This window comes from Absicoccus porci, assembly GCF_003725415.1.
Taxonomy (GTDB): Bacteria; Bacillota_I; Bacilli_A; order Erysipelotrichales; family Erysipelotrichaceae; genus Absicoccus; species Absicoccus porci.
Genome location: NZ_RJQC01000001.1, coordinates 194,771 through 217,006, shown reverse-complemented (window position 1 = coordinate 217,006; position 22,236 = coordinate 194,771). Strand labels below are relative to the sequence as shown.

Sequence of the window (22,236 nt, the reverse complement as noted above, 5' to 3'; positions counted from 1 at the left end):
AGGAGGTCAATCATGACAAAATACATATTTGTAACTGGTGGTGTTGTTTCTGGAATTGGTAAAGGCATCAGCGCAGCAAGTCTTGGTCGTTTATTAAAATGCCGTGGCTATCGCGTTACCTCACAAAAGCTCGATCCATATATTAATGTCGATCCTGGGACGATGTCTCCCCTTCAACATGGTGAAGTTTATGTCACCAATGACGGATTGGAAGCCGATCTAGATTTAGGCCATTATGAACGCTTTATCGATGAAGATCTTCATCAATATTCCAACCTAACAACCGGTAAAGTTTATTCCAATGTCATCAATAAAGAACGAGAAGGAAAATACTTAGGACAAACCGTCCAAGTCATCCCTCATATCACGGATGAAATCAAACATTTCATTTACCAAGCCGGTAAACATGCCAATGCCGATTTTGTGATCACCGAAATTGGTGGTACGACCGGTGATATTGAAAGTTTGCCTTTCTTGGAAGCCATTCGCCAAGTTCGTTTGGAAGTAGGACAAGAAAATTGTTTATTTATCCATGTTACCTATATCCCTTATTTGGAAGGATCGCGAGAATTTAAATCCAAACCAACCCAACACAGTGTCAAAGAATTACGTTCTTATGGAATTAACCCAGACATTATCATTGCTCGTGTCAATCATGAAATTCCACAGTCCGTATTAGATAAGATCTCCTTATTCTGTAATGTCGAAAAAGAATGTGTTATTGAAAACCGTACCTTAAGTTCCTTATATGAAGTACCTCTAATGTTAGAGAAACAACATTTAGCCGATACCATTTGTAAGAAATTAAATTGTGAAGTTCGCCCCGCTAATTTAACAGAATGGGAAAACTTAATTGATTCCATCCATCAAGCTACAGATCCTGTTCATATTGCCCTAGTTGGTAAATATGTCCAACTGCATGATGCTTATTTATCTGTATCCGAAGCCTTATATCATGCTGGCTTTGCGAATGGTGCCGACGTCCATATTCATTGGATCGATTCAGAACAAATTACGCCAGAAAATGTTGAAGAAACATTTAAGGACGTAACAGGTATCATCGTACCTGGTGGCTTTGGTGAACGTGGTATTGAAGGTATGATTGAAACCGCTCGTTATGCCTATACCCACAAAGTTCCTTATTTCGGTATTTGTTTAGGTATGCAGATCATGGCTATTTATGTAGCTCGTGACCTATTGGGTTATGCCGATGCCAATAGCTTTGAATTTGATGAAACCAGCCAACATACGATCATTGATTTTATGGAAGATCAAAGTAACGATATCCGCAAAGGCGGTACCATGCGTTTAGGAGCTTATCCATGCAGTTTAAAACAAGAAAGCCACATCCATCATTGTTACCAAAAAGAAATCATTGAAGAACGTCATCGTCATCGTTACGAATTCAATAATGCCTATCGCTTTGAATTCGAGGAAGCCGGTATCCCTATCGTTGGTACTAGCCCCGATAAGAAATTAGTGGAAGCCATTGAAGCCAAAGATCATCCATTCTTTATTGGTGTTCAATTCCATCCCGAATTTAAATCCCGTCCAAACAACGCACATCCTTTATTTAAAGGATTTGTTGCTGCATCAAAGGCTGCAAAAAAGTGAGATCATTGACCTCACTTTTTTTCATCCACATTTTTCAATAATTCTTTGGCTACATCCACTTTGGTGATGGAATTATTCATCGCAATTTGTTCAATATAATGATGTGCCTTCTCTTCCGACCAATGATAACTTTCAATCAATACCAATTTGGCTCGATTGACCAATTTATCATTACGGATCTTCTTCTTTAATCGCTCGATTTCCCCTTGATACTTTTGAATTTCTTCACGCTTGATCCTTAATTGCTCACACGCTTGATACACCGTTTGCGCATTGGATGGATCCGAAACCACAAAGACACCAGAACCATTTAATTGATACACGATCTGATCATATTGTCGCAATGGAACCATCAATAAAATTTCGCAACCAATCGCTTGTTTCCATTCATACGCTAGACGCCAAGAAACCCCTTCATCGATGGGTTCTTGAATGATCAAGATATCCGGTCTTTGTATGCGTAATTGTTGTTTCAAACTCGAAACACTCTTAAAACTTTCCAATGGATTATAAACCGTTGAAGGTAGGATCTGTGAGAACTTCATTGGATGGGTCGCGAGTACAAATACTTTCGTACGCATGGCCCTTTCCTCCTACAGATAACTCTTTAAAACATTTTCTGGTACATATTTCTTCACAAATACACTGTGTGAAGCCATTTCTTTGGCTTGATCCAAAGACAAAGGCAAATGCTCAAATACGCCACCATCCACTTCGATATTCTTATCGGTTGGTGCCATTAATTCTGTCTGATTTTCAATACCTTCCAATCCCGCATAAATTAATACGGTATATGCCAAATAACTATTGGCCAAACAATCCGGTGAACGCAATTCAAATCGCTTGGTACCAACCGCAGGAATACGAACCAATGCACTTCGATTGGCATATCCCCAACTAATATAACGCGGTGCTTTTTGTTGGCCTAAACGCAAATACGAATCCGCACCTGGATTTAAGAATAACGTGATTTCTTTGATTCGTCTTAAGATGCCAGCCAAAAACGCTTCCATATTGTTATTGGTAGAAATATGCATATGCATACCATTACCTGGCTGATCTTCCAATGGTTTGGGTGAAAAATCAGCCGTTAAGCCATTGGATTGGGCTACCGTCTTAACGACCCAACGGAATGTAGCTGCATGATCTGCCGCAATCAATGGATCTTGGTAGCGGAAATCAATTTCATTTTGTCCCGGTCCTTGTTCGTGATGGCTGGCTTCTGGTTCCACATCCATGGCTGAAAGATACGAACAAATCTGACGACGGACATCTTCACCACAATCATCCGGTGCAATATCCATATATCCGGCTTGGTCCATCGGATTTTTCGTTCCTTGTTCAAAAAGATAGAATTCAAATTCATTTCCCACATGAATGGAAACGCCCATATCTTTTGCCTTCTGAATGGCTTGTTTCAATAAATAGCGCGTATCATTTTTATACAACGATCCATCCGTATCATAAATCGTACAATACATACGGATGACCAAACCATCGATTGAACGCCAAGGCAATACGGTCATAGTGTTTGGATCGGGTTTTAAGATCAAATCACTATGACTTTCATCATTAAAACCAGTTACGGCACTGCCATCAAAAGATATACCCGTTTCAAATGCTCTTTTTAATTGGCTGGGTTGTATCGACACGTTTTTTTGCGTTCCGAGTACATCAAAAAACGCACAACGTATAAATTTCACATTTTGTTCTTCAACAAATTCAAGAACATCTTCTTTTGTATACATAGACTCACCTCTACTGGAATATACCTTATTTTCATCGTGTTTTCAATGAAATGTAAAATATTTTCATTATATGTTTGACAAAAGAAACGAACCGTGTAAAATAGTAGACATAGAAACGGCAACGAAGCCTGACGAATAAACTTTTCTTCTGTCTTCGTCGCCGTTTTTTTATATCCAAAAATAAGGAGGAACACTATGCCAATCACTGATGTATTTGCTTCCAATGTCTTTGATGAAGCAAAAATGAAAGAGTACCTTGCGAAAGATACATTCCAAGAAATGGAAAAAACGATTCGCGAAGGAAAACCATTAAATCCAAAAATTGCTGAAGCCGTGGCTCATGGAATGAAAGAATGGGCCCTATCCAAAGGAGCTACCCATTTCACACACTGGTTCCAACCATTAACCGGTGTCACTGCCGAGAAACACGATAGTTTCTTGAATCCAAGCAAAGATCACAGTATTTCCTTGGAATTCTCTGGTAAAGAATTAGTTAAAGGAGAACCCGATGCTTCTAGTTTCCCTAGTGGCGGATTACGTGCTACTTTTGAAGCCCGTGGCTATACGGCTTGGGATCCAACGAGTTTTGTCTTTATTAAAAATGGCGTGCTTTGTATTCCTACTGCCTTCTATTCATATACAGGTCATGCCCTAGATAAAAAGACGCCATTGTTGCGAAGCATGGATGCCATCAATACCCAAGCTCTTCGTATTTTACATTTGTTTGGACACGATGATGTAAAAACGGTACGTACGACCGTAGGTCCTGAACAAGAATATTTCTTGATCGATCTAGAAGACTATAAACAAAGAAAAGACTTATTGTATACTGGACGTACTTTATTTGGTGCCCCATGTCCAAAGGGTCAAGAATTGGAAGACCATTATTTTGGAACAATCAAAACCCGTGTACAATCTTTCATGCAAGAATTGAATTCTGAATTATGGAAATTGGGTGTGTATGCCAAAACCGAACACAATGAAGTTGCTCCCGCTCAATTTGAGTTAGCCCCTGTCTTCTCAACCACAAACATTGCGACCGATCATAACCAATTGACCATGGAATTGATTCAACGCATCGCAAAACGTCATGGAATGGTTGCTTTATTGCATGAAAAACCATTCGAATATATCAATGGATCTGGTAAACACAACAACTGGTCATTATCTACAGATACAGGTATGAACTTGTTAGAGCCAGGTGATACACCTTATGAAAATGCTCAATTCTTATTGTTCTTAAGTGCTGTCATCAAAGCCGTTGATGAACATCAAGACTTATTGCGTTTGAGTGTTGCCACAGCTGGTAACGATCATCGTTTAGGTGCGAACGAAGCTCCTCCTGCTATCATTTCTATGTTCTTAGGTGATGAATTAACCGATGTCTTAAAAGCCATCGAAACGGATCAACCATATGGTCAAAAGAAACAAGAACGTATGCGTGTTGGAATTGATATTTTACCGAAGATCAAGAAAGATGCGACCGATCGTAACCGTACAAGTCCTTTCGCCTTTACGGGAAACAAATTCGAATTCCGTATGCCAGGATCCAATTCATCGATTGCCGGATGCAACATCATGTTGAATACCGCTGTTGCCGATGTCTTAGAAGGATTTGCAGATACATTGGAAAAAGCCGATAATTTCGAAGATATGTTACATACTTTGATTCAAACAACGATCAAAGAACACAAACGCATTATCTTCAATGGTAATGGTTATGATGATAGCTGGATTGGTGAAGCAGAATCTCGTGGCTTATTGAATTTGCCAACAACACCAGATGCTCTGCCATATTCCATCAAACCAGAAAACATCGAATTATTTGAACGTCAACACGTTTTGAATAAAGAAGAAGTATATTCTCGTTACGAAATCACGATGGAAGAGTATACTAAAATCGTATTGATTGAAGCACGTACAATGGTTGGTATGGCACGTAAAGACATTTTGCCTGCTGTTTCTAAATATACACAATCATTGGCTGATACATTGGCATTGAAGAAACAAACGGGCGTAAGTGCCACGTATGAAAAAGCCAATCTGGATGAAATTTCAAGCTATCTAGATAAAGCCTATGTAGCCTTGAAAGATTTGGAAGCCAAAGTCAAAACATTAGAAGAAACAGAAGACTTTGAAAAAGCCGCAAACTATGTTCGTGATGCGATTTTACCAGCCATGAGCACATTGCGTAAACCATGCGACAAATTAGAAACATTAGTATCTGCTGAAGTATGGCCATTCCCTACTTACGGTAAACTATTGTTCGGTATCATTTAAGGAGGAAATTATGTGTACCATTTTGGGTTATTTTGATAAAGATGTAGATATGAAAACCATTGAGAAAGCGTTGGAACCAACGCATTCTCGTGGTCCAGATGACCAACGCATCCTTTCGGTCGAAGCCGGCAAGATTGCGTTCCAAAGACTTGCCATTATGGGCTTGACCGAAGCCGGCATGCAACCCTTTCAATTGAATGACAAGACGGTTGTCTGCAACGGTGAAATTTATGGATTTCGCCCCATCAAAGATGAATTGATTCAAGATGGATACACATTCTCTAGCGATAGTGATTGTGAAATTTTGATTCCAATGTATGAGAAATATGGTTTGGATATGTTCGCCAAATTAGATGCTGAATATGCCCTGATCTTATACGATGAAACCAACCACACAATCATTGCCGCCAGAGATCCTATCGGTATTCGTCCATTGTTTTATGGATATACCCCAAATGGATCCATTGTCTTTGCTTCCGAAGCCAAAAACCTAGTCGGATTTGTGAACAAGATCATTCCGTTTCCTCCTGGACATTATTACTACAATGGTCAGTTTGTGTGCTATCACGATGTAACCGAAACAAAAACGATGCATACGGGTTCCATCGAACCTATCTGTAAAGAAATCCATGACAAACTAGAGGATGGTATCATGAAGCGTTTAGATAGTGATGCCCCTGTTGGCTTCTTATTAAGTGGTGGTTTAGATTCCAGTTTGGTTTGTGCCGTTGCTGCCAAATTATCCAAAAAACCAATTCGTACCTTTGCGATTGGTATGGATGTCGATGCCATTGACTTAAAATATGCCAAACAAGTAGCCGATTACATTGGTTCCGATCATACGGAAGTCATCATTTCCAAAGATGATGTCATTGCAGCCATTGAACCTGTCATTCATATTTTAGGAACGTATGATATTACCACCATTCGTGCTTCGATTGGTATGTATTTGGTATGTAAATATATTCATGAAAACACGGATATTCGTGTATTGCTGACTGGTGAAATCAGTGATGAACTCTTTGGTTATAAATATACTGATTTTGCACCAAGTGCGGAAGAATTCCAAAAAGAAAGCGAAAAACGAATGCGTGAATTATACATGTATGATGTATTACGTGCCGATCGTTGTATTGCCTCGAACTCGTTAGAAGCCCGTGTGCCATTCGGCGATCTAGATTTTGTACAATATGTGATGGAAATTGATCCAAAATTGAAGATGAACACATATAATAAAGGTAAATATTTGCTTCGTCATGCGTTTGAAGACGATAAAATTCTTCCTTATTCCATCTTGATGCGTGAAAAAGCCGCTTTCTCCGATGCCGTTGGTCATTCCCTAAAAGATGATATTTGCGAATATGCCGAAAGCCAATACACCGATGAAGAATTTGAAGAATTGCGAAAAAAATATTTACATGTACCACCAAAAACGAAAGAATCACTGTTCTATCGTGAGACTTTCGAGAAATATTATCCAGGACAAGGTGATATGATCATCGATTTCTGGATGCCAAATAAAACTTGGCCAGGATGCGATGTAGAAGACCCTTCTGCTCGTGTACTTTCTAACTATGGTGATAGTGGAAAATAGAAAGGACTTATATGAATCAACAATTAGAACATGATGCCTGCGGAATTGGTATGGTTGTCAATTACGATGGTAAAAAGACCCATACCGTTGTCGATGCTGCATTAAAAATCGTCGAAAAATTAGACCATCGTGCCGGAAGAGATGCTTCTGGTAAAGTTGGAGATGGTGTTGGAATTCTCCTTCAAATCTCCCATGATTTCTTCTCCAAAGAAGTTCCTTTTCCATTAGGAAATGAGCGAGAATATGGAGTGGGAATGTTTTTCTTCCCTCAAAAATATCTTGTGAGAAATCAAGCCAAACGTTTATTTCAAACCATCGTCAATAGTCACGATGCCCAATTACTTGGTTGGCGAACCGTCAATTGTAAACCAATGATCTTAGGTAAAAAAGCATTGGATTGTATGCCATACATTGAACAGGCATTTATTAAAAAACCCAATCCGAATATGACGGATTTTGAATTTGATCAATTGTTGTATATCATTCGCCGAGAATTTGAAAAGAGCGCACCCGAAACTTACGTGTGCTCTTTGTCATGTCGCACAATCGTATACAAAGGAATGTTTTTGGTCAATCAGTTGCGTTTATTTTACCAAGATTTGCAAGATTGCTCGTATAAGAGTGCCATTGCAATCGTCCATTCCCGATTCTCAACCAATACCACACCTTCTTGGCAAAGAGCTCATCCAAACCGTTTGATTGCACACAATGGTGAAATCAATACAATTCGTGGTAACTTCAAACGTATGAGTGCTCGTGAAGAAAGTATGGATAGTCCATTCTTGGAAAAATATAGCGATCAGATCTTACCAGCCATCGATGCGAATGGATCCGATTCCGCTATGTTAGATAATACGTTGGAATTCTTGATGATGAATGGTATGCCTCTTTCTAAAGCCGTTTTGATCACGATTCCAGAACCTTGGAAACATGTACCACTCGATCAAAAAGAAAAAGACTTCTATCATTACTATGCTTCCCTAATGGAACCATGGGATGGTCCAGCCGCTGTTTTATTCAGTGATGGTGATATTGCCGGTGCAACTCTAGATCGTAACGGTTTGCGTCCTTGTCGTTATTACCTCACCAAAGATCACACCTTGATCTTAGCCAGTGAAGTCGGTGTATTGGATATTCCTGAAAAAAATATCGTAAAGAAAGATCGTTTGCGTCCAGGACAAATCTTACTATTGGATACAAAATCAAAACGTATCATCTCCAATGAAGAAATCAAAAAGCTATATGCGAACCAAAATCCATATGGCGAATGGTTAAATCAAAATTTATTGTATTTAGGTGATCTTCCAGCTTCGGATCGTAAATCTCATATGTATTCACAAACCGAACGGGATCAATTATATAAAGCCTTTGGTTATACCTATGAAGATGTGATTGAAACGATCGTACCTACCATTGAAAAGAAGACGGAACCTATCGCTTCGATGGGAACCGATATTCCATTGGCTGTATTAAGTAAACGACATCCATTGTTGTTCCACTACTTCAAACAATTGTTTGCTCAAGTCACTAACCCACCAATGGATAGCTTACGAGAAAAAGTCGTAACCGATACAACGGTTTATTTAGGTGCCAGTGGTGATATCCTGCAAGAAAAAGATTCCAACTGTCGCGTATTGGAAATCAATAACCCAATCCTTGATGAACGTGATATGTTGAAAATCCTTGAATTGGATAAAAAAGGCTTCAAAAATGAAGTCATCTCTTTATTGTTCTATCGAGGTATGCCTCTAAAAGAAGCGATTAACCATTTGTTTATTGAATGTGAACGTGCTTACCGTCATGGTGCATCCATCTTGATCTTATCCGATCGTGGTGTGGATGAAAATCATATGGCCATCCCTAGTTTGTTGGCTGTATCTGCAGTGGATCAATACTTTGTTCGCACCAAAAAACGAACAGCTATCTCCATTGTGTTAGAATCTGGTGAACCAAGAGATGTCCATCAATTTGCTTGTTTGTTAGGCTTTGGTGCCACTGCCATTTATCCATATTTGGCCCATGAATGCATCCAAGAAATGATCGAAAAAGACATGTTGGATTTTGAGGTCTATCAAGCTATCAAAGACTACAACCAAGCCATCATGAATGGTATTGTCAAAATTGCTTCTAAGATGGGTATTTCAACGTTACAATCGTATCAATCCGCCCAGATTTTTGAAGCCATTGGTTTAAGTCAAGATCTTGTGGATGAATATTTCACCAATACGATCAACGAAGTTGGTGGTATTGGCTTAAAAGAAATTGAAGCAGATTTGGCCTATCACCATGATAAAGCCTTTGATCCATTGGGATTATCTTGTGATACAACTTTAGATAGTCCAGGATTCCATAAGAATCGTTCTGGTGCCAATAAAGAATCGCATTTGTACAATCCAAAAACGATCGTCTTACTACAAAGAGCGACACAAACCAATGATTATGCCTTGTTTAAAGAATACACAGCACGTGTCAATGATCCGGATGATCCACACACATTGCGTTCCAATTTTGCCTTGGTTTCGGATCGAAAACCAATTGATATCAAAGACGTAGAACCAGTCGAAAATATTGTGAAACGCTTCAAGACTGGTGCTATGAGTTATGGTTCGATTTCAGAAGAAGCTCATACTTGTATGGCTATTGCGATGAACCGATTGGGTGGTAAATCCAATTCCGGTGAAGGTGGCGAAATGCCTTCTCGTTATGGAACGATCAAAAACAGTGCCATCAAACAAGTGGCTTCGGGACGTTTTGGTGTTACGAGTGAATTCTTAGTTTCTGCCAAAGAAATTCAGATCAAGATGGCCCAAGGTGCAAAACCTGGTGAAGGTGGTCACTTGCCTGGTCGTAAAGTATATCCTTGGGTAGCGAAAACTCGTTATTCAACGCCAGGTGTTGCTTTGATTTCCCCACCTCCTCATCATGATATCTACTCGATTGAGGACTTGGCCCAATTGATTTATGATTTAAAAAATGCGAACGATAAAGCACGTGTTTCTGTCAAATTGGTTTCTGAAGGTGGTGTCGGTACCATTGCGTGTGGTGTTGCCAAAGCCGGAGCCAATGTCATCTTGATTTCTGGTTTTGATGGTGGTACCGGAGCTGCACCAATGAGTTCGATTCATCATGCCGGATTGCCTTGGGAATTAGGTTTGGTACAAACGCATCAAGCCTTAGTTGAACAAGGATTAAGAGATCGTGTTGCCATCGAAACCGATGGTAAATTGATGAGCGGTCGCGATGTTGCGATTGCATGTCTATTAGGTGCAGAAGAATTTGGTTTTGCGACAGCACCATTAGTTACTATGGGATGTCGTATGATGCGAGTATGTAACTTAGATACTTGTCCATTTGGTATTGCGACTCAAAATAGTGAATTGCGCAAACGCTTCAAAGGGAAACCAGAATATGTCATGCACTTTATGGAATTTATTGCCCAAGAATTACGTGAAATCATGGCCCAATTAGGCTTCCATAGTGTGAATGAAATGGTTGGACATAGTGAATGTCTAAAAGTCCGTACTTCAAATAATGCACGTCAAAATATGTTGGATTATGCAGCGATTTTGCGTAAACCACAACCTGTGCATTTTGAAAAGAAAGTGGATCCACAACTGAATCGCACAGTCGATGCGAAAGTATTGATTCCAGCTTTCTCAGAAACATTTAAAACGGGGGATCCAAAAACCGTGTCGATTGAAATTTCTTCGACCAATCGTACGTTAGGTACTTTGTTGGGTTCTACGATCACACAACAACATCGTCCATACAAAGACAATACCTTTAAAGTTGTTGCCCGTGGTGGCGCTGGTCAATCGTGTGGTGCCTTCCTGCCAAAAGGTGAAACCTTATCCGTACATGGTGATGCCAATGACTACTTTGGTAAAGGTTTAAGTGGTGGTATTCTTGCCATCCGTCCACAATCATCAAGTCCATTGGTAGCCGAAGACAATGTGATCATTGGAAACGTTGCATTATATGGTGCAACCAGTGGTAAAGCTTTCATTCGTGGTATTGCTGGTGAACGTTTCTGTGTACGTAATTCCGGTGCTACAGCTGTTTGTGAAGGTTGCGGTGACCATGGTCTAGAATATATGACCGGTGGTATGGCTGTTATCTTAGGTAAAACTGGTAAAAACTTTGCGGCTGGTATGAGTGGTGGTATTGCTTATGTATGGGATAAAGATCATGAGCTCTACAAACAATTGAATCCTACTTTGGTTTCGATGGAACCAGTCACAATGAAAAATGATATTGAAACGCTACAAGCCATTTTAAAGGAACATGTTGAAATGACACATTCCGAAGTGGCAAAAGAAATATTGGCCAATTATGAGGCTTCCCTTCCTCAATTTAAAAAGATCGTGCCAAAAGATTTCGCGAAGATTTCAAAAATGATCAAAGCATTAGAAGATAAGGGCTACAATCATGAAGAAGCTCAAATCAAAGCCTTTGAGCAATTATATGATTAGGAGGATGACGTATGGGAAAATATACAGGATTTTTAGAATATGAACGTCAAGCGAATCCTTGGATGGATGAAAAGGATCGCATCAAAAGTTTTTGTGAATTCCAACAAGATCTTCCTTTTGAGAAGCGTCGTCAACAAGCCGCTCGCTGCATGAATTGTGGTTCTCCTTATTGCCAATCCGCTATGGAGCTCAAAGGCATGGTTACAGGATGTCCTTTGCATAATCTAATTCCGGAATGGAATGATGCCATCTATCGTAACCAAATGGATTTTGCATTCTCTCGTTTATTTAAGACAAACCCTTTCCCTGAATTCACAGGTCGGGTTTGCCCTGCTCTTTGCGAAAAAGCATGTTTAAATGGATTTGATGGAGAACCTGTCACTTGCCATGATAATGAAAAAGCAATCATTGAATATGCCTATGAACATGGTTGGATGAAAGAGAAAATTCCAACTGTACATACGGAAAAGAAAGTGGCCGTAATTGGTGCTGGTCCAGCTGGATTGACCGTTGCCTATTTATTAAATCAACGTGGACATCAAGTCACAGTCTATGAGCGAGATAGTTATCCAGGCGGTCTATTGATGTTTGGTATTCCGAACATGAAACTCAATAAGACCTATGTAGAACGTCGGATCACCTTGATGCAAAAAGAAGGTATTAAATTCATCTGTAATACCGAAGTAGGAAAAGATATCAAACGAAAAGATTTGGAAAAAGCATACGATGCGATCGTACTTTGTACGGGTTCCAAAGAGCCACGTGATCTGAAGGGTCCAGGTCGTGATGCGAAAGGTATCTATTTTGCGGTTGATTTCTTAAGCCAAAATACGAAGCATTTATTGACGGATTCACCTTATGTGAGTGCGAAAAACAAGCATGTAATCGTTGTTGGTGGTGGTGATACCGGTAATGACTGTGTAGGTACTTGTATCCGTCATGGTTGTAAGTCCATTACCCAATTGGAAATGATGCCAAAAGCACCGGATACCAGAGCCGCCAGCAATCCATGGCCCGAATGGCCAAAGGTTTGTAAGACCGATTATGGTCAACAAGAAGCCATTTATAAATTTGGTCATGATCCTCGAATCTATCAAACAACCATTGAAGAATTCATTCAAAAAGATGGTCAATTAACCGCTGTTAAAACGGTTCAAGTCGAATTCAAAGATGGCAAGTTACAAAATGTCAAAGGTTCCGAAAAGATATTGCCTTGTGATCTATTATTGATTGCGGCTGGTTTTGTGGGCGTACAAGATACGATCAAAAAAGATTTCCATTTGGAGATGACCCCACGAAATGTCTTTGCGACCAATGAAAAACATCAGACCAAAGATGAACATATCTTTGTAGCTGGCGATTGCCGTCGTGGTCAATCGTTGGTCGTATGGGCCATTGCGGAAGGCAAAAAAACCGCAAAAGAGGTCGATACATACTTGATGGGATATTCAAGTATCGATGCTTGACAAAAAAAACTTTGTCGTTGATAATGTGTTCGTAAACGACAAAGTGTCGGGTACACAAATGGTTTTGGGTGCTCGACTTTTTGTCTTTAAAGGAGAAATTTATGATACATGAAGAATGTGGTGTCTTTGGTGTCTATGCGAAACAACCCATGGATGTAGCGAAAACGGCTTATTATGGCCTGTATGCCCTTCAACATCGTGGGCAAGAAAGTTGTGGCATTGTCGTCAATCAAGATGGCTTATTCTATTCAAAAAAAGATTTGGGTCTAGTGAGTGATGTCTTTCATCAAGAAGATCTGGCTTCTTTACCGCAAGGAAAAATGGCGATTGCACATTGTCGTTATGGAACAACGGGTGCAACGAATCGTGCCAATGTCCAACCATTGGAAGTGAACCATCAAAAAGGTCCTTTGGCCTTGGCTCATAATGGCAATTTGACCAATGCCTATGAATTGCGCAATCAATTAGAGTTGGGTGGTGCCATTTTCCATACAACCGCAGATACAGAAACAATTGCGTATTTAGTCACGCAACAACGCTTAAAAACAGGATCCATCGAAGAAGCCATTCGTCGTACCATGGATCAATTAGAAGGTGCCTATTCCTTATTGTTTATGTCTCCTTCCAAAATGATCGCTGTACGTGATCCACACGGTTTCCGTCCTTTATGTTATGGACAATGCGATGATGGAACGTATGTAGTTGCGAGTGAAAGCTGTGCTCTTGATGTTGTGAATGCACATTTCATCCGTGATTTGGAACCAGGTGAAATGTTGGTCTTTTATCAAAATGGTGTACAAAGTTATCGTCACCACATTCATAAAAAACAGAAACATATTTGTATTTTTGAATATATTTATTTTGCCCGGCCAGATTCTGTCATTGATGGAATTTCCATTCATGAAGCCCGTAAAAAAGCAGGTGAAGTCTTATGGGAAGCTTGCCCTGTGGAAGCCGATGCCATCGTTGGTGTGCCCGATTCTGGTTTGGATGCCGCGTTAGGTTATAGCCAAGCTTCTGGCATTCCTTATGTGATGGGATTTATGAAGAACCGTTATATTGGTCGTACGTTTATTTCACCGGGTCAAAACTCGCGGATGGATAAAGTCCATATCAAATTGAATCCCATTTCAAGTGAAATCAAAGGTAAACGCATCGTATTGATCGATGATTCCATCGTTCGTGGAACCACTTCAGCGCAAATCGTTCGTTTATTACGAGATGCAGGTGCAAAAGAAATTCATGTGCGTATTTCTGCCCCACCGTTCTTAAATCCTTGTTTCTATGGTACGGATATTGATTCCAAAGAAAACTTGATTGCGTGTCATCATACGGTACCAGAAATTTGTAAGATCATTGATGCTGATTCTTTGGAATACTTGCCTTTGGATCAATTGTATAAACTGATTAATCATCATGATTATTGCGATGCTTGTTTCTCTGGTAATTATCCAACACCGGTTCCAACAAGCACAGCTAAGAATCGTTTTGAACAACCAATTCAAGATCAAGAATAGGATCGACCAAAAGGTCGATTCTTTTTTTAAAAAAACAACATCCAGCTAACTAGATGTTGTTTTCATCATATAGATATATTTCTTCTTTGGAACGTTTCTTTTTCTTATGTCCATGTCCAATCAATGGTGCAATGAAGATAAGTATTGGGAAAATTTCCAATCGACCAATCAACATGGCTAACGATAATACCAATTTAGATAAGTCACTAAAGGCATGAAAATTACCAAAAGGCCCGACTACTTTAAATCCAGGTCCAATATTACCTAAACAAGAAACACAAGCGGAAATGGTCGTTTCCATATCAAATCCGTCAATCGATACGAAAAAGAAACAGATGCTCATGATCAAAATGTAACAGCCAAAATAGCTCATGATTTGATCGACGACTTTTTCTGGAACCGCTTTGCCATCAAACGTAATCACTTTTACCTTTTGTGGATGCACGCTTCTTTGAATATCGGCTTTGATACGACGAACCACGATCATCATACGGCTTACTTTTACACCACCACCGGTTGATCCAGCACAAGCACCCAATACCATCAACAACAATAAGATCATCTTTGATAAGGTTGGCCATAGGTCAAAGTTACAAGATGAAAAACCAGTGGTCGTTATAATACTGGAAACTTGGAAAAAGGCAAGGCGTATGGAACGTACGACATCATACTTATACATCGATAAAATATTAATCGTAATTAGGATCGTAGATGTAAGAATGACATAGAAATAGGTCTTTACTTCTTCCAGTTTAAAGGCATTTTTAAAATCATGGATCACTAAGAAAAAGTAAAAATTAAAGTTTACGCCAAATAAAGCCATAAAGATACCAATGATCCATTCATAATAGGCATTATGGTATTCGCCAATGCCTTGATTGGTTACACTAAAGCCTCCAGTTCCAGCAGAACCAAACGTGTTGCATAACGCATCAAATAATGGCATATGCCCCAGCAACAATAAAATGACTTCAATAATGGTCAATCCCATATACATTAAGTATAAGATCATCGCACTTTGACGTAAGCGAGGAACCAACTTGCCAATAACGGGACCTAGTGATTCAGCACGTAAGATGTGCATGGAACGATCATTGGATTTTGGTAAAATAGCCAAGACAAAAACCAAGATACCCATACCACCAATCCAGTGGGTGAAACTGCGCCAAAACAACATACATTTCGGTAAAGATTCCACTTCGGTCAGAATACTGGATCCAGTCGTTGTAAAGCCGGATACGGCTTCAAATAAGGCATCAATATAATGAGGAATGGTACCGGAAAGATAAAATGGCAAGGCACCAATGATGGATAAAACAATCCAACATAAGCCAACAGCCATCAAGCCATCCCGTGCAAAATAGGATGCATGATTGACTTTGACTCGCGAAAATGGAAGTCCTAAGATCAATGAAAGGATAATCACGATCACAAACGAAGAAATATCTTCGTGATAGATCAAGCCACAAATCAAAGGAGCAATCAGTAGACCGGCCAATGCCAACAAAACATGACCAATCACATTCAGAATGACATGCCAATTCAGTTTTCGAAATTCATATCTAAGCCAGGACATCATTTAAATCCCTCAACTTTGAAATCGAACTAACGACAACGATCGTATCATCCAATTGCACCGAACTATTTCCATTGGCAATTTCCGGATGTCCATTGTGCGAAATATAACCAATCAATATACCTGGTTTAAAGGTCAGATTTTTTAATGGAACGCCAATAAATTTACAATTTTTCCGGACCCTGAATTCTAAGGCTTCGACCGTATTATCGTTTAACGTGATCAAGGATTCGATATTGGATCCGACCGCATTTTGCATGGCTCGTACATAACGAACGATTCGATTGGCCGTAATGTATTTTGGTGATACGGAATTGATCATATCAAATTTTTTCAATAAGAATTCCAAAGACATTCGATTGATTTTTGGCATGACACGTCCTACACCTTGGCTAGCCGCAAACATAGAAATAATAACATTTTCTTCATCGTTATCTGTTAAAGCAACAAATGCATCCATCGCCTAAAATCACATTGGCTTCTGGGAACTGTAGAGCCAATTGTCGACACTTATCCGGATTCTTTTCAATGATCTTGACCCGAATATTCATACCCAACATCATACTGGCTAGATAATACGTGATGCGTCCACCACCAACGATCATGATTTCATTAAAATTGCGATATTCTGAAATACCCGTCGTGATCAAGAAAGATTCAATATGTTGGGTCGTACCAATCACAGAAATGCGATCGCCTTTTTGAATCACAAATTCACCATCGGGAATGATGACTTCTTTTCCCCGATTGACAGCACAAATCAATACATGTCCATGATGTCGAGATCCAATTGTTCGTACTTTTGTGTTGCTTAAAGAACTATCTTCACCAACAATGATTTCGACAATTTCAACGCGTCCTTTCGCAAATGTACTCACATGGACACCTTGTGAGAAATGTAAAGAGCGAACAATTTCACGAGCAGCCCCTCATTCGGGATTGATGCTCATGGACAATCCCAATTCATCTTTTAATAATTCGATCGAATTGACATATTCTGGATTTCGAACACGAGCAATGGTGTTCTTTACGCCCAATTTTTTTGCCAACATGCAACAAATCAAGTTCACTTCATCACTGCCGGTCACCGCAATCATCATATCGGCCTCTTCAATGTTGCCTTCTTTGAGTGTATTCACATTCGCACCATTTCCATGGATACAAAGAACATCCAACTGATCATCACATTTTTCTATGATTTTTAAACGATTGTCAATGATGGCAATGTCATGTCCCTCTTTTTCGAGTTGTGAAGCCAAAGTAAATCCAACTTTGCCTCCCCCTACTACCGTTATTTGCATCGCTTTTTCCCTCCATAGTTTGCTCATTATACCATATTTCTTAATTTTTTTATCGAGGCATATATATAGCCAAAGACCAAATTTTTTTGTATAGTAAAGATAAGGAGGAAATGAAGGATGAAATATACATGTGATGTATGTGGATGGACATATGATGAAGCTGTAGGTGATCCTGACAATGGTATTGCTCCAGGCACAAAATGGGAAGATCTTCCTGCTGACTTTACTTGTCCATTATGTGGCGTTGGTAAAGACCAATTCTCTAAAAGTGAATAAAGAAAAGCATCGATCCATTGGGATCGATCTTTTTATAAGGGTCTTTCCAGTCCCGCCCCTTCAATTTCGATAATAGCAATCAGCGGGATCTTTTGTTTGACAATTTGCATATACTTTTCATTCAGATCCAGCTTGGATACCATGCCTTCTTTTTGTATATAATGTTGGCCATCGTAATATGTGATACATACGATCATGCCTGGTTGGATCAAATGAATTTGCCGATCCAATTCATCTCTTGCATCTTCATCCAAGATTTTTGGTTTCACAATGATCTTCTCTTGTTGCGCCAATAATTCTTTTAAGCCCTTTAAAGAATCAAACGATTGAAAAATAGCTGCTCGATTTTTATTGGGCATTGTGCCCTCCAATCAACAAATTTCGCTTTCGAGCCGTTGCTTTTTCTTCCAGATTCATGCCCTTTAAAATGGCATTCTTTCCATATTTTTGTTTGATTTCAATAATGGCTTTTTGGACCGATGCTTCTTTTTCAATGGCATTTGGATCCGTAAACAAATCATAACTTTCATATCTTTCATCCTTGACATCACAAAAAGACAAACCAATTTGACGAATGGGATAGTGCGGATCCACGATTCGTTGATACAATCGTTTAAATTCAGCCAATAAGATTCGATAGGAATTGGTACAATTCGTAATTTTGGCAGTTGCCGAAGAAGCCTTTCGACAATTCTTGGAATAACCGATATACAACGCAATGCGATTGGTTACTAAATGTTCATCCACCAATCGTAAGACATTGACATCTACCATTTCTTTGACGATCAAATATGCATCTTGATACGAATAATCTTCAAACAAGATCTGACTATTGGAAACCGAATGCGCTTGGGAATGATAATTTTTGATGTCCTGAATGGTTGTTGGTTCTTTGCCCCAGGCATGATCAATCAAATATTCCGCTTGAATCCCAAACGTTTGATGTAAAATGTCTTCTGGATAATGAGCAAGATCATACATATCAAAAATGCCCAATTGTGCCAATCGACGACTGATACCAGGACCAATTCGCCAAAAATCCGTCAATGGTTTATGATGCCACAACAAATTCTGATACAGACTCTCATCTAGATATCCCATATTATCGGGCACATGTTTGGATAGAATATCCAAGGCGATTTTGGTCAAATATAAATTGGTGCCAATTCCCACGGTTGCGGTAATATGCGTTTGCTCAAAAATCGCATCCGTAATCTTTTTTGCCAATGCTTTGGGGGATAGACCATATAATTTCATATATGGTTCAATATTTAAAAACGATTCATCGATGGAATACACATGAATATCTTCTCTCGCAACATACTTTAGAAAGATCTTATAAATCTTGGCTGCATATTCCATATACAATCGCATACGTGGTTTTGCCACAATATAATCCATGCCCTTGGGAATCTCAAAAATACGGCAACGATTCTTTACGCCCAACGTCTTCATTTTCGGGGTGATGGCCATGCATAAAGCACCATTTCCTCGGGTTGGATCTGCTACGACTAAATTCACCGCAAACGGATCCAATCCTCTTTCACTGCATTCGACCGACGCATAGAATGACTTTAAATCGATACATAAATACATACTCATTTCCTCTTTATAGTTTCATTATATGAAAAAAGAGATGGAAATCCATCTTTTTATGCAACTTTTATGCAACTAGAGAAATAAATGAGACACTAATGCATTTTTATTTCATTTTATCTTGAATTTTGGTATACAATTGTTTAGTTGCTTTTTCACTATGGTCATTGATCACAAAGGTGCGTTTTTTGGTTTGGATAATGATAAATGGCTTTTGATGCACATACACGTAACAACGTACGCTTCCATAGGCTTGGGTATCGGCTTCGCCATTGAAATAATCCATTTGAAGTGGATCATCCATTGCCACTTGATTCACTAAATCGAGATCTTGGATTGACGCATAGGAAATTTTATCCGATGAAGCCGTTCCCTTTACTACTAATACTTCTTTTTCAAAACGAAAGGAATTGGCCGTGTGTTCATTGACTTTCTGATCATGGGTATACGTAATGATAAAAAAGGCAATCACTAATAAAGTGGAAGCAAAGCCTAAGATCAAAGAGGCTGTTTTATTTGGTTTCATGTCTTCATTATATCTATCTATGATTCAGATTTTCAACTTATTCAGATTTATTGAAAGAATGGCACTTCTAGAGTAGAATAGAAACATCGAGAGGATGAAATTGATATGAAAAAAACGCGTACACGATTTGCTCCCAGTCCAACGGGATATATGCATATTGGTAACTTACGAACTGCTTTATTTGAATATTTAATTGCCAAACATGACAATGGTGATTTTATTCTTCGAATTGAAGATACAGATCAAGTTCGACAAGTCGAAGGAGCAACCGAAATTATCTATAATACCTTAAAAAGTGTAGGTATGAATTGGGATGAAGGTCCAGATATTGGTGGTAATTATGGTCCTTATATTCAAAGCGAACGATTGCCAATGTATAAAGGGTATGCCGAAGAATTGATCAAATTAGGCAAAGCCCATTATTGTTTCTGCAGTGAAGAAGAAATCGAAAAACAACGCCAAGAACAAGGTGAATCCTTTGTTTTTCATGATCCATGTAAGAATTTGACACCAGAAGAAATTCAAGCCAAATTAGATGCCGGTGAACCCTACGTCATCCGTCAAACGATTGATCATGTGGGTTCCCAAGATTTTGACGATGAAGTCTATGGTCATATTGAAGTAGATGGCGATTTATTGGATGAACAAGTATTGATCAAATCCGATGGTTTCCCTACGTATAACTTTGCGAATGTCATTGATGATCATCAAATGGAAATCAGCCATGTTGTTCGTGGTAATGAGTACTTATCATCCACCCCAAAATACAATCTTTTATATGATGCGTTTGGTTGGGAACGTCCAATTTACGTACATGTTCCACCTGTTATGAAAGATGAACATCATAAATTATCCAAACGAAATGGCGATGCCTCGTTCCAAGACCTAGTTGCCAAGGGATATTTACCCGATGCGATCATCAACTACATTGCCCTTTTGGGATGGTCACCAGAAAATGATCAAGAAATCTTCAGTATGGATGAATTGATCCAAGTATTTGATACCCATCGTATCTCAAAACGTCCAGCCATTTTTGATATCGATAAATTGACTTGGATGAATAGTGAATATATCAAAGCCATGCCAAAGGATGTCTTCTATCAAAAGGTAGAACCATATTTAAAGAAAGTCATCACCAAAGATTTGGATCTTCCATATATTGCCGAATTGATCCAATCCCGCATTGATCGGTTTGATCAAGAGGAAATCACGGAAAAGATTGATTTCTTTGAAGAACTACCAGAAGATTATGATTTGGAGATGTACAAACATAAACGTCAAAAATCGACCAAAGAAAAATCCCTCGTTTCCTTAAAAGCTGCTTATGATTTATTAAAAGACTTTGATCAATGGGATAGTGTGGATGCGATTGGTGAAGAAATGATGAAATTACCAACTCAATTGGAAGTCAAAAATGGCGTAGTCTTATGGCCTATTCGTACGGCTCTATCGGGTAAACGTGCAACACCAGGTGGTGCTTTTGAGATTGCGTATGTATTAGGTAAAGAAGAAAGTCTTCGTCGTATTCAAGTGGGAATTGATCGATTGGAAAAAGATCTACAAAATTAAAACAGGAGTTTAGCTCCTGTTTTCTTTTATAATGGTTGAAAATCCGATGCAGGATGCTTACAAACGGGACAAATAAAATCATCCGGTAAGACTTCGCCTTCATAGATATAGCCACAAATGGTACAGATCCAACCTTTTTGTTTCGGTTTTGGTTGCGGTTTTGGCTTAATGTTCGCAAAATAATACGCATACGTTGTCGAAGGTGTATCACTCCATACTTCTCCATCTTCTACAGTAGCAATAAATAAGGTATGACTACCTAAATCAATGGATTGAATGACTTTTCCGGAAAGATACCCATTTGTCTGCTCATTATGAATGATCGCAATGCCATTGTCAGCTCGAGAAATTTCAACTTCGGCAAACTTATCCACATCTCGTCCACTTTGGAAACCAAAATGTTTAAAGGTATCAAACTTTGCTTCTTCGCTTAAGATTGATACATTGAATTTTCCTGTCTTTAGAATCATATCATGGGTATAATTCGCTTTATTGACCGAAATAGAAATGGTATTGGGTTCACTGGCCACTTGCACGGCTGTATTAATGATACAACCATTATCTTTTTGGCCATCTCTTGCCGTCAACACAAATAAACCATACGTTAGTTTTTTCATTACATCGAGATTCATATAGATCCTCCTTTCTATCGATGTTTTTGTTACTTTCATTATACCATGAAAAAAGCCAAGTCTTTCGAC

Annotated in this window: 18 protein-coding genes; 8 read left to right on the top strand and 10 right to left on the bottom strand. The window is 39.0% G+C overall.

Annotation, left to right across the window (positions count from 1 at the left end; translation table 11 throughout):
- Positions 1-12: 12 nt before the first annotated feature.
- Entirely contained in the window at positions 13-1,614 is a 1,602-nt protein-coding gene (locus tag EDX97_RS01165) for a CTP synthase (protein ID WP_128519373.1), read from the top strand.
- Positions 1,615-1,625: 11 nt separating this feature from the next.
- On the opposite strand, the gene EDX97_RS01160 is transcribed toward EDX97_RS01165, so the two are convergent.
- Both EDX97_RS01160 and EDX97_RS01155 read right to left on the bottom strand, forming a co-directional pair.
- Positions 1,626-2,195, bottom strand: a complete 570-nt coding sequence (locus tag EDX97_RS01160; protein ID WP_128519372.1) for an ANTAR domain-containing response regulator — start codon at positions 2,193-2,195, stop codon at positions 1,626-1,628.
- Between the two features lie 12 nt (positions 2,196-2,207).
- Positions 2,208-3,362: a glutamine synthetase family protein gene (locus tag EDX97_RS01155; RefSeq protein ID WP_128519371.1), complete on the bottom strand. Its 1,155-nt coding sequence runs from the start codon at positions 3,360-3,362 to the stop codon at positions 2,208-2,210.
- A gap of 195 nt (positions 3,363-3,557) precedes the next feature.
- On the opposite strand from EDX97_RS01155, the gene EDX97_RS01150 reads away from it, so the two are divergent.
- From EDX97_RS01150 to purF, 5 genes are all read left to right on the top strand, one after another.
- Positions 3,558-5,642, top strand: coding sequence for a glutamine synthetase III family protein (locus EDX97_RS01150; protein WP_128519370.1), 2,085 nt, complete (start codon positions 3,558-3,560; stop codon positions 5,640-5,642).
- Between the two features lie 10 nt (positions 5,643-5,652).
- Positions 5,653-7,236, top strand: a complete 1,584-nt coding sequence (gene asnB, locus EDX97_RS01145; RefSeq protein ID WP_128519369.1) for an asparagine synthase B — start codon at positions 5,653-5,655, stop codon at positions 7,234-7,236.
- 11 nt (positions 7,237-7,247) lie between these two features.
- Positions 7,248-11,708 (top strand): glutamate synthase large subunit, encoded by a 4,461-nt coding sequence (gltB, locus tag EDX97_RS01140; RefSeq protein WP_128519368.1) that lies wholly within the window; start codon positions 7,248-7,250, stop codon positions 11,706-11,708.
- An 11-nt stretch (positions 11,709-11,719) separates the two neighbouring features.
- A complete protein-coding gene (locus EDX97_RS01135) occupies positions 11,720-13,174 on the top strand; it encodes a glutamate synthase subunit beta (protein ID WP_128519367.1) in 1,455 nt (484 codons plus the stop codon).
- Between the two features lie 101 nt (positions 13,175-13,275).
- Entirely contained in the window at positions 13,276-14,691 is a 1,416-nt protein-coding gene (gene purF, locus EDX97_RS01130; protein WP_128519366.1) for an amidophosphoribosyltransferase, read from the top strand.
- 49 nt (positions 14,692-14,740) lie between these two features.
- Here purF and EDX97_RS01125 read toward each other — a convergent pair whose 3' ends face one another.
- The 4 genes from EDX97_RS01125 to EDX97_RS11960 are packed head-to-tail and all read right to left on the bottom strand — an operon-like array spanning position 14,741 to position 17,568.
- On the bottom strand, positions 14,741-16,267 hold the full coding sequence (locus EDX97_RS01125; protein WP_245977974.1) for a TrkH family potassium uptake protein: 1,527 nt from the start codon (positions 16,265-16,267) through the stop codon (positions 14,741-14,743).
- The gene (locus EDX97_RS11970) at positions 16,254-16,727 is read right to left on the bottom strand and encodes a TrkA C-terminal domain-containing protein (RefSeq protein ID WP_245977973.1); all 474 of its coding nucleotides are present in this window, start codon (positions 16,725-16,727) and stop codon (positions 16,254-16,256) included. The genes EDX97_RS01125 and EDX97_RS11970 overlap by 14 nt, the downstream gene beginning before the upstream one ends.
- Positions 16,699-17,145, bottom strand: a complete 447-nt coding sequence (locus EDX97_RS11965) for a TrkA C-terminal domain-containing protein (RefSeq protein WP_245977972.1) — start codon at positions 17,143-17,145, stop codon at positions 16,699-16,701. The genes EDX97_RS11970 and EDX97_RS11965 overlap by 29 nt, the downstream gene beginning before the upstream one ends.
- Positions 17,146-17,196: 51 nt before the next feature.
- Positions 17,197-17,568 (bottom strand): NAD-binding protein, encoded by a 372-nt coding sequence (locus EDX97_RS11960; protein WP_245977971.1) that lies wholly within the window; start codon positions 17,566-17,568, stop codon positions 17,197-17,199.
- A gap of 117 nt (positions 17,569-17,685) precedes the next feature.
- Between EDX97_RS11960 and EDX97_RS01115 the strand changes: the two genes are divergently transcribed.
- The gene (locus tag EDX97_RS01115; RefSeq protein WP_128519364.1) at positions 17,686-17,844 is read left to right on the top strand and encodes a rubredoxin; all 159 of its coding nucleotides are present in this window, start codon (positions 17,686-17,688) and stop codon (positions 17,842-17,844) included.
- A 32-nt stretch (positions 17,845-17,876) separates the two neighbouring features.
- On the opposite strand, the gene EDX97_RS01110 is transcribed toward EDX97_RS01115, so the two are convergent.
- The 3 genes from EDX97_RS01110 to EDX97_RS01100 form a co-directional block, all read right to left on the bottom strand.
- On the bottom strand, positions 17,877-18,203 hold the full coding sequence (locus EDX97_RS01110) for a YolD-like family protein (RefSeq protein WP_128519363.1): 327 nt from the start codon (positions 18,201-18,203) through the stop codon (positions 17,877-17,879).
- Positions 18,193-19,440: a Y-family DNA polymerase gene (locus EDX97_RS01105; RefSeq protein WP_245977970.1), complete on the bottom strand. Its 1,248-nt coding sequence runs from the start codon at positions 19,438-19,440 to the stop codon at positions 18,193-18,195. The genes EDX97_RS01110 and EDX97_RS01105 overlap by 11 nt, the downstream gene beginning before the upstream one ends.
- A 106-nt stretch (positions 19,441-19,546) precedes the next feature.
- Positions 19,547-19,966: a hypothetical protein gene (locus tag EDX97_RS01100; protein ID WP_128519361.1), complete on the bottom strand. Its 420-nt coding sequence runs from the start codon at positions 19,964-19,966 to the stop codon at positions 19,547-19,549.
- 105 nt (positions 19,967-20,071) lie between these two features.
- Here EDX97_RS01100 and gltX point away from each other — a divergent pair, with 105 nt between their 5' ends.
- A complete protein-coding gene (gene gltX / locus EDX97_RS01095; RefSeq protein WP_128519360.1) occupies positions 20,072-21,535 on the top strand; it encodes a glutamate--tRNA ligase in 1,464 nt (487 codons plus the stop codon).
- Positions 21,536-21,561: 26 nt separating this feature from the next.
- Here gltX and EDX97_RS01090 read toward each other — a convergent pair whose 3' ends face one another.
- The gene (locus EDX97_RS01090; RefSeq protein WP_128519359.1) at positions 21,562-22,167 is read right to left on the bottom strand and encodes a flavin reductase; all 606 of its coding nucleotides are present in this window, start codon (positions 22,165-22,167) and stop codon (positions 21,562-21,564) included.
- Positions 22,168-22,236: the final 69 nt, after the last annotated feature.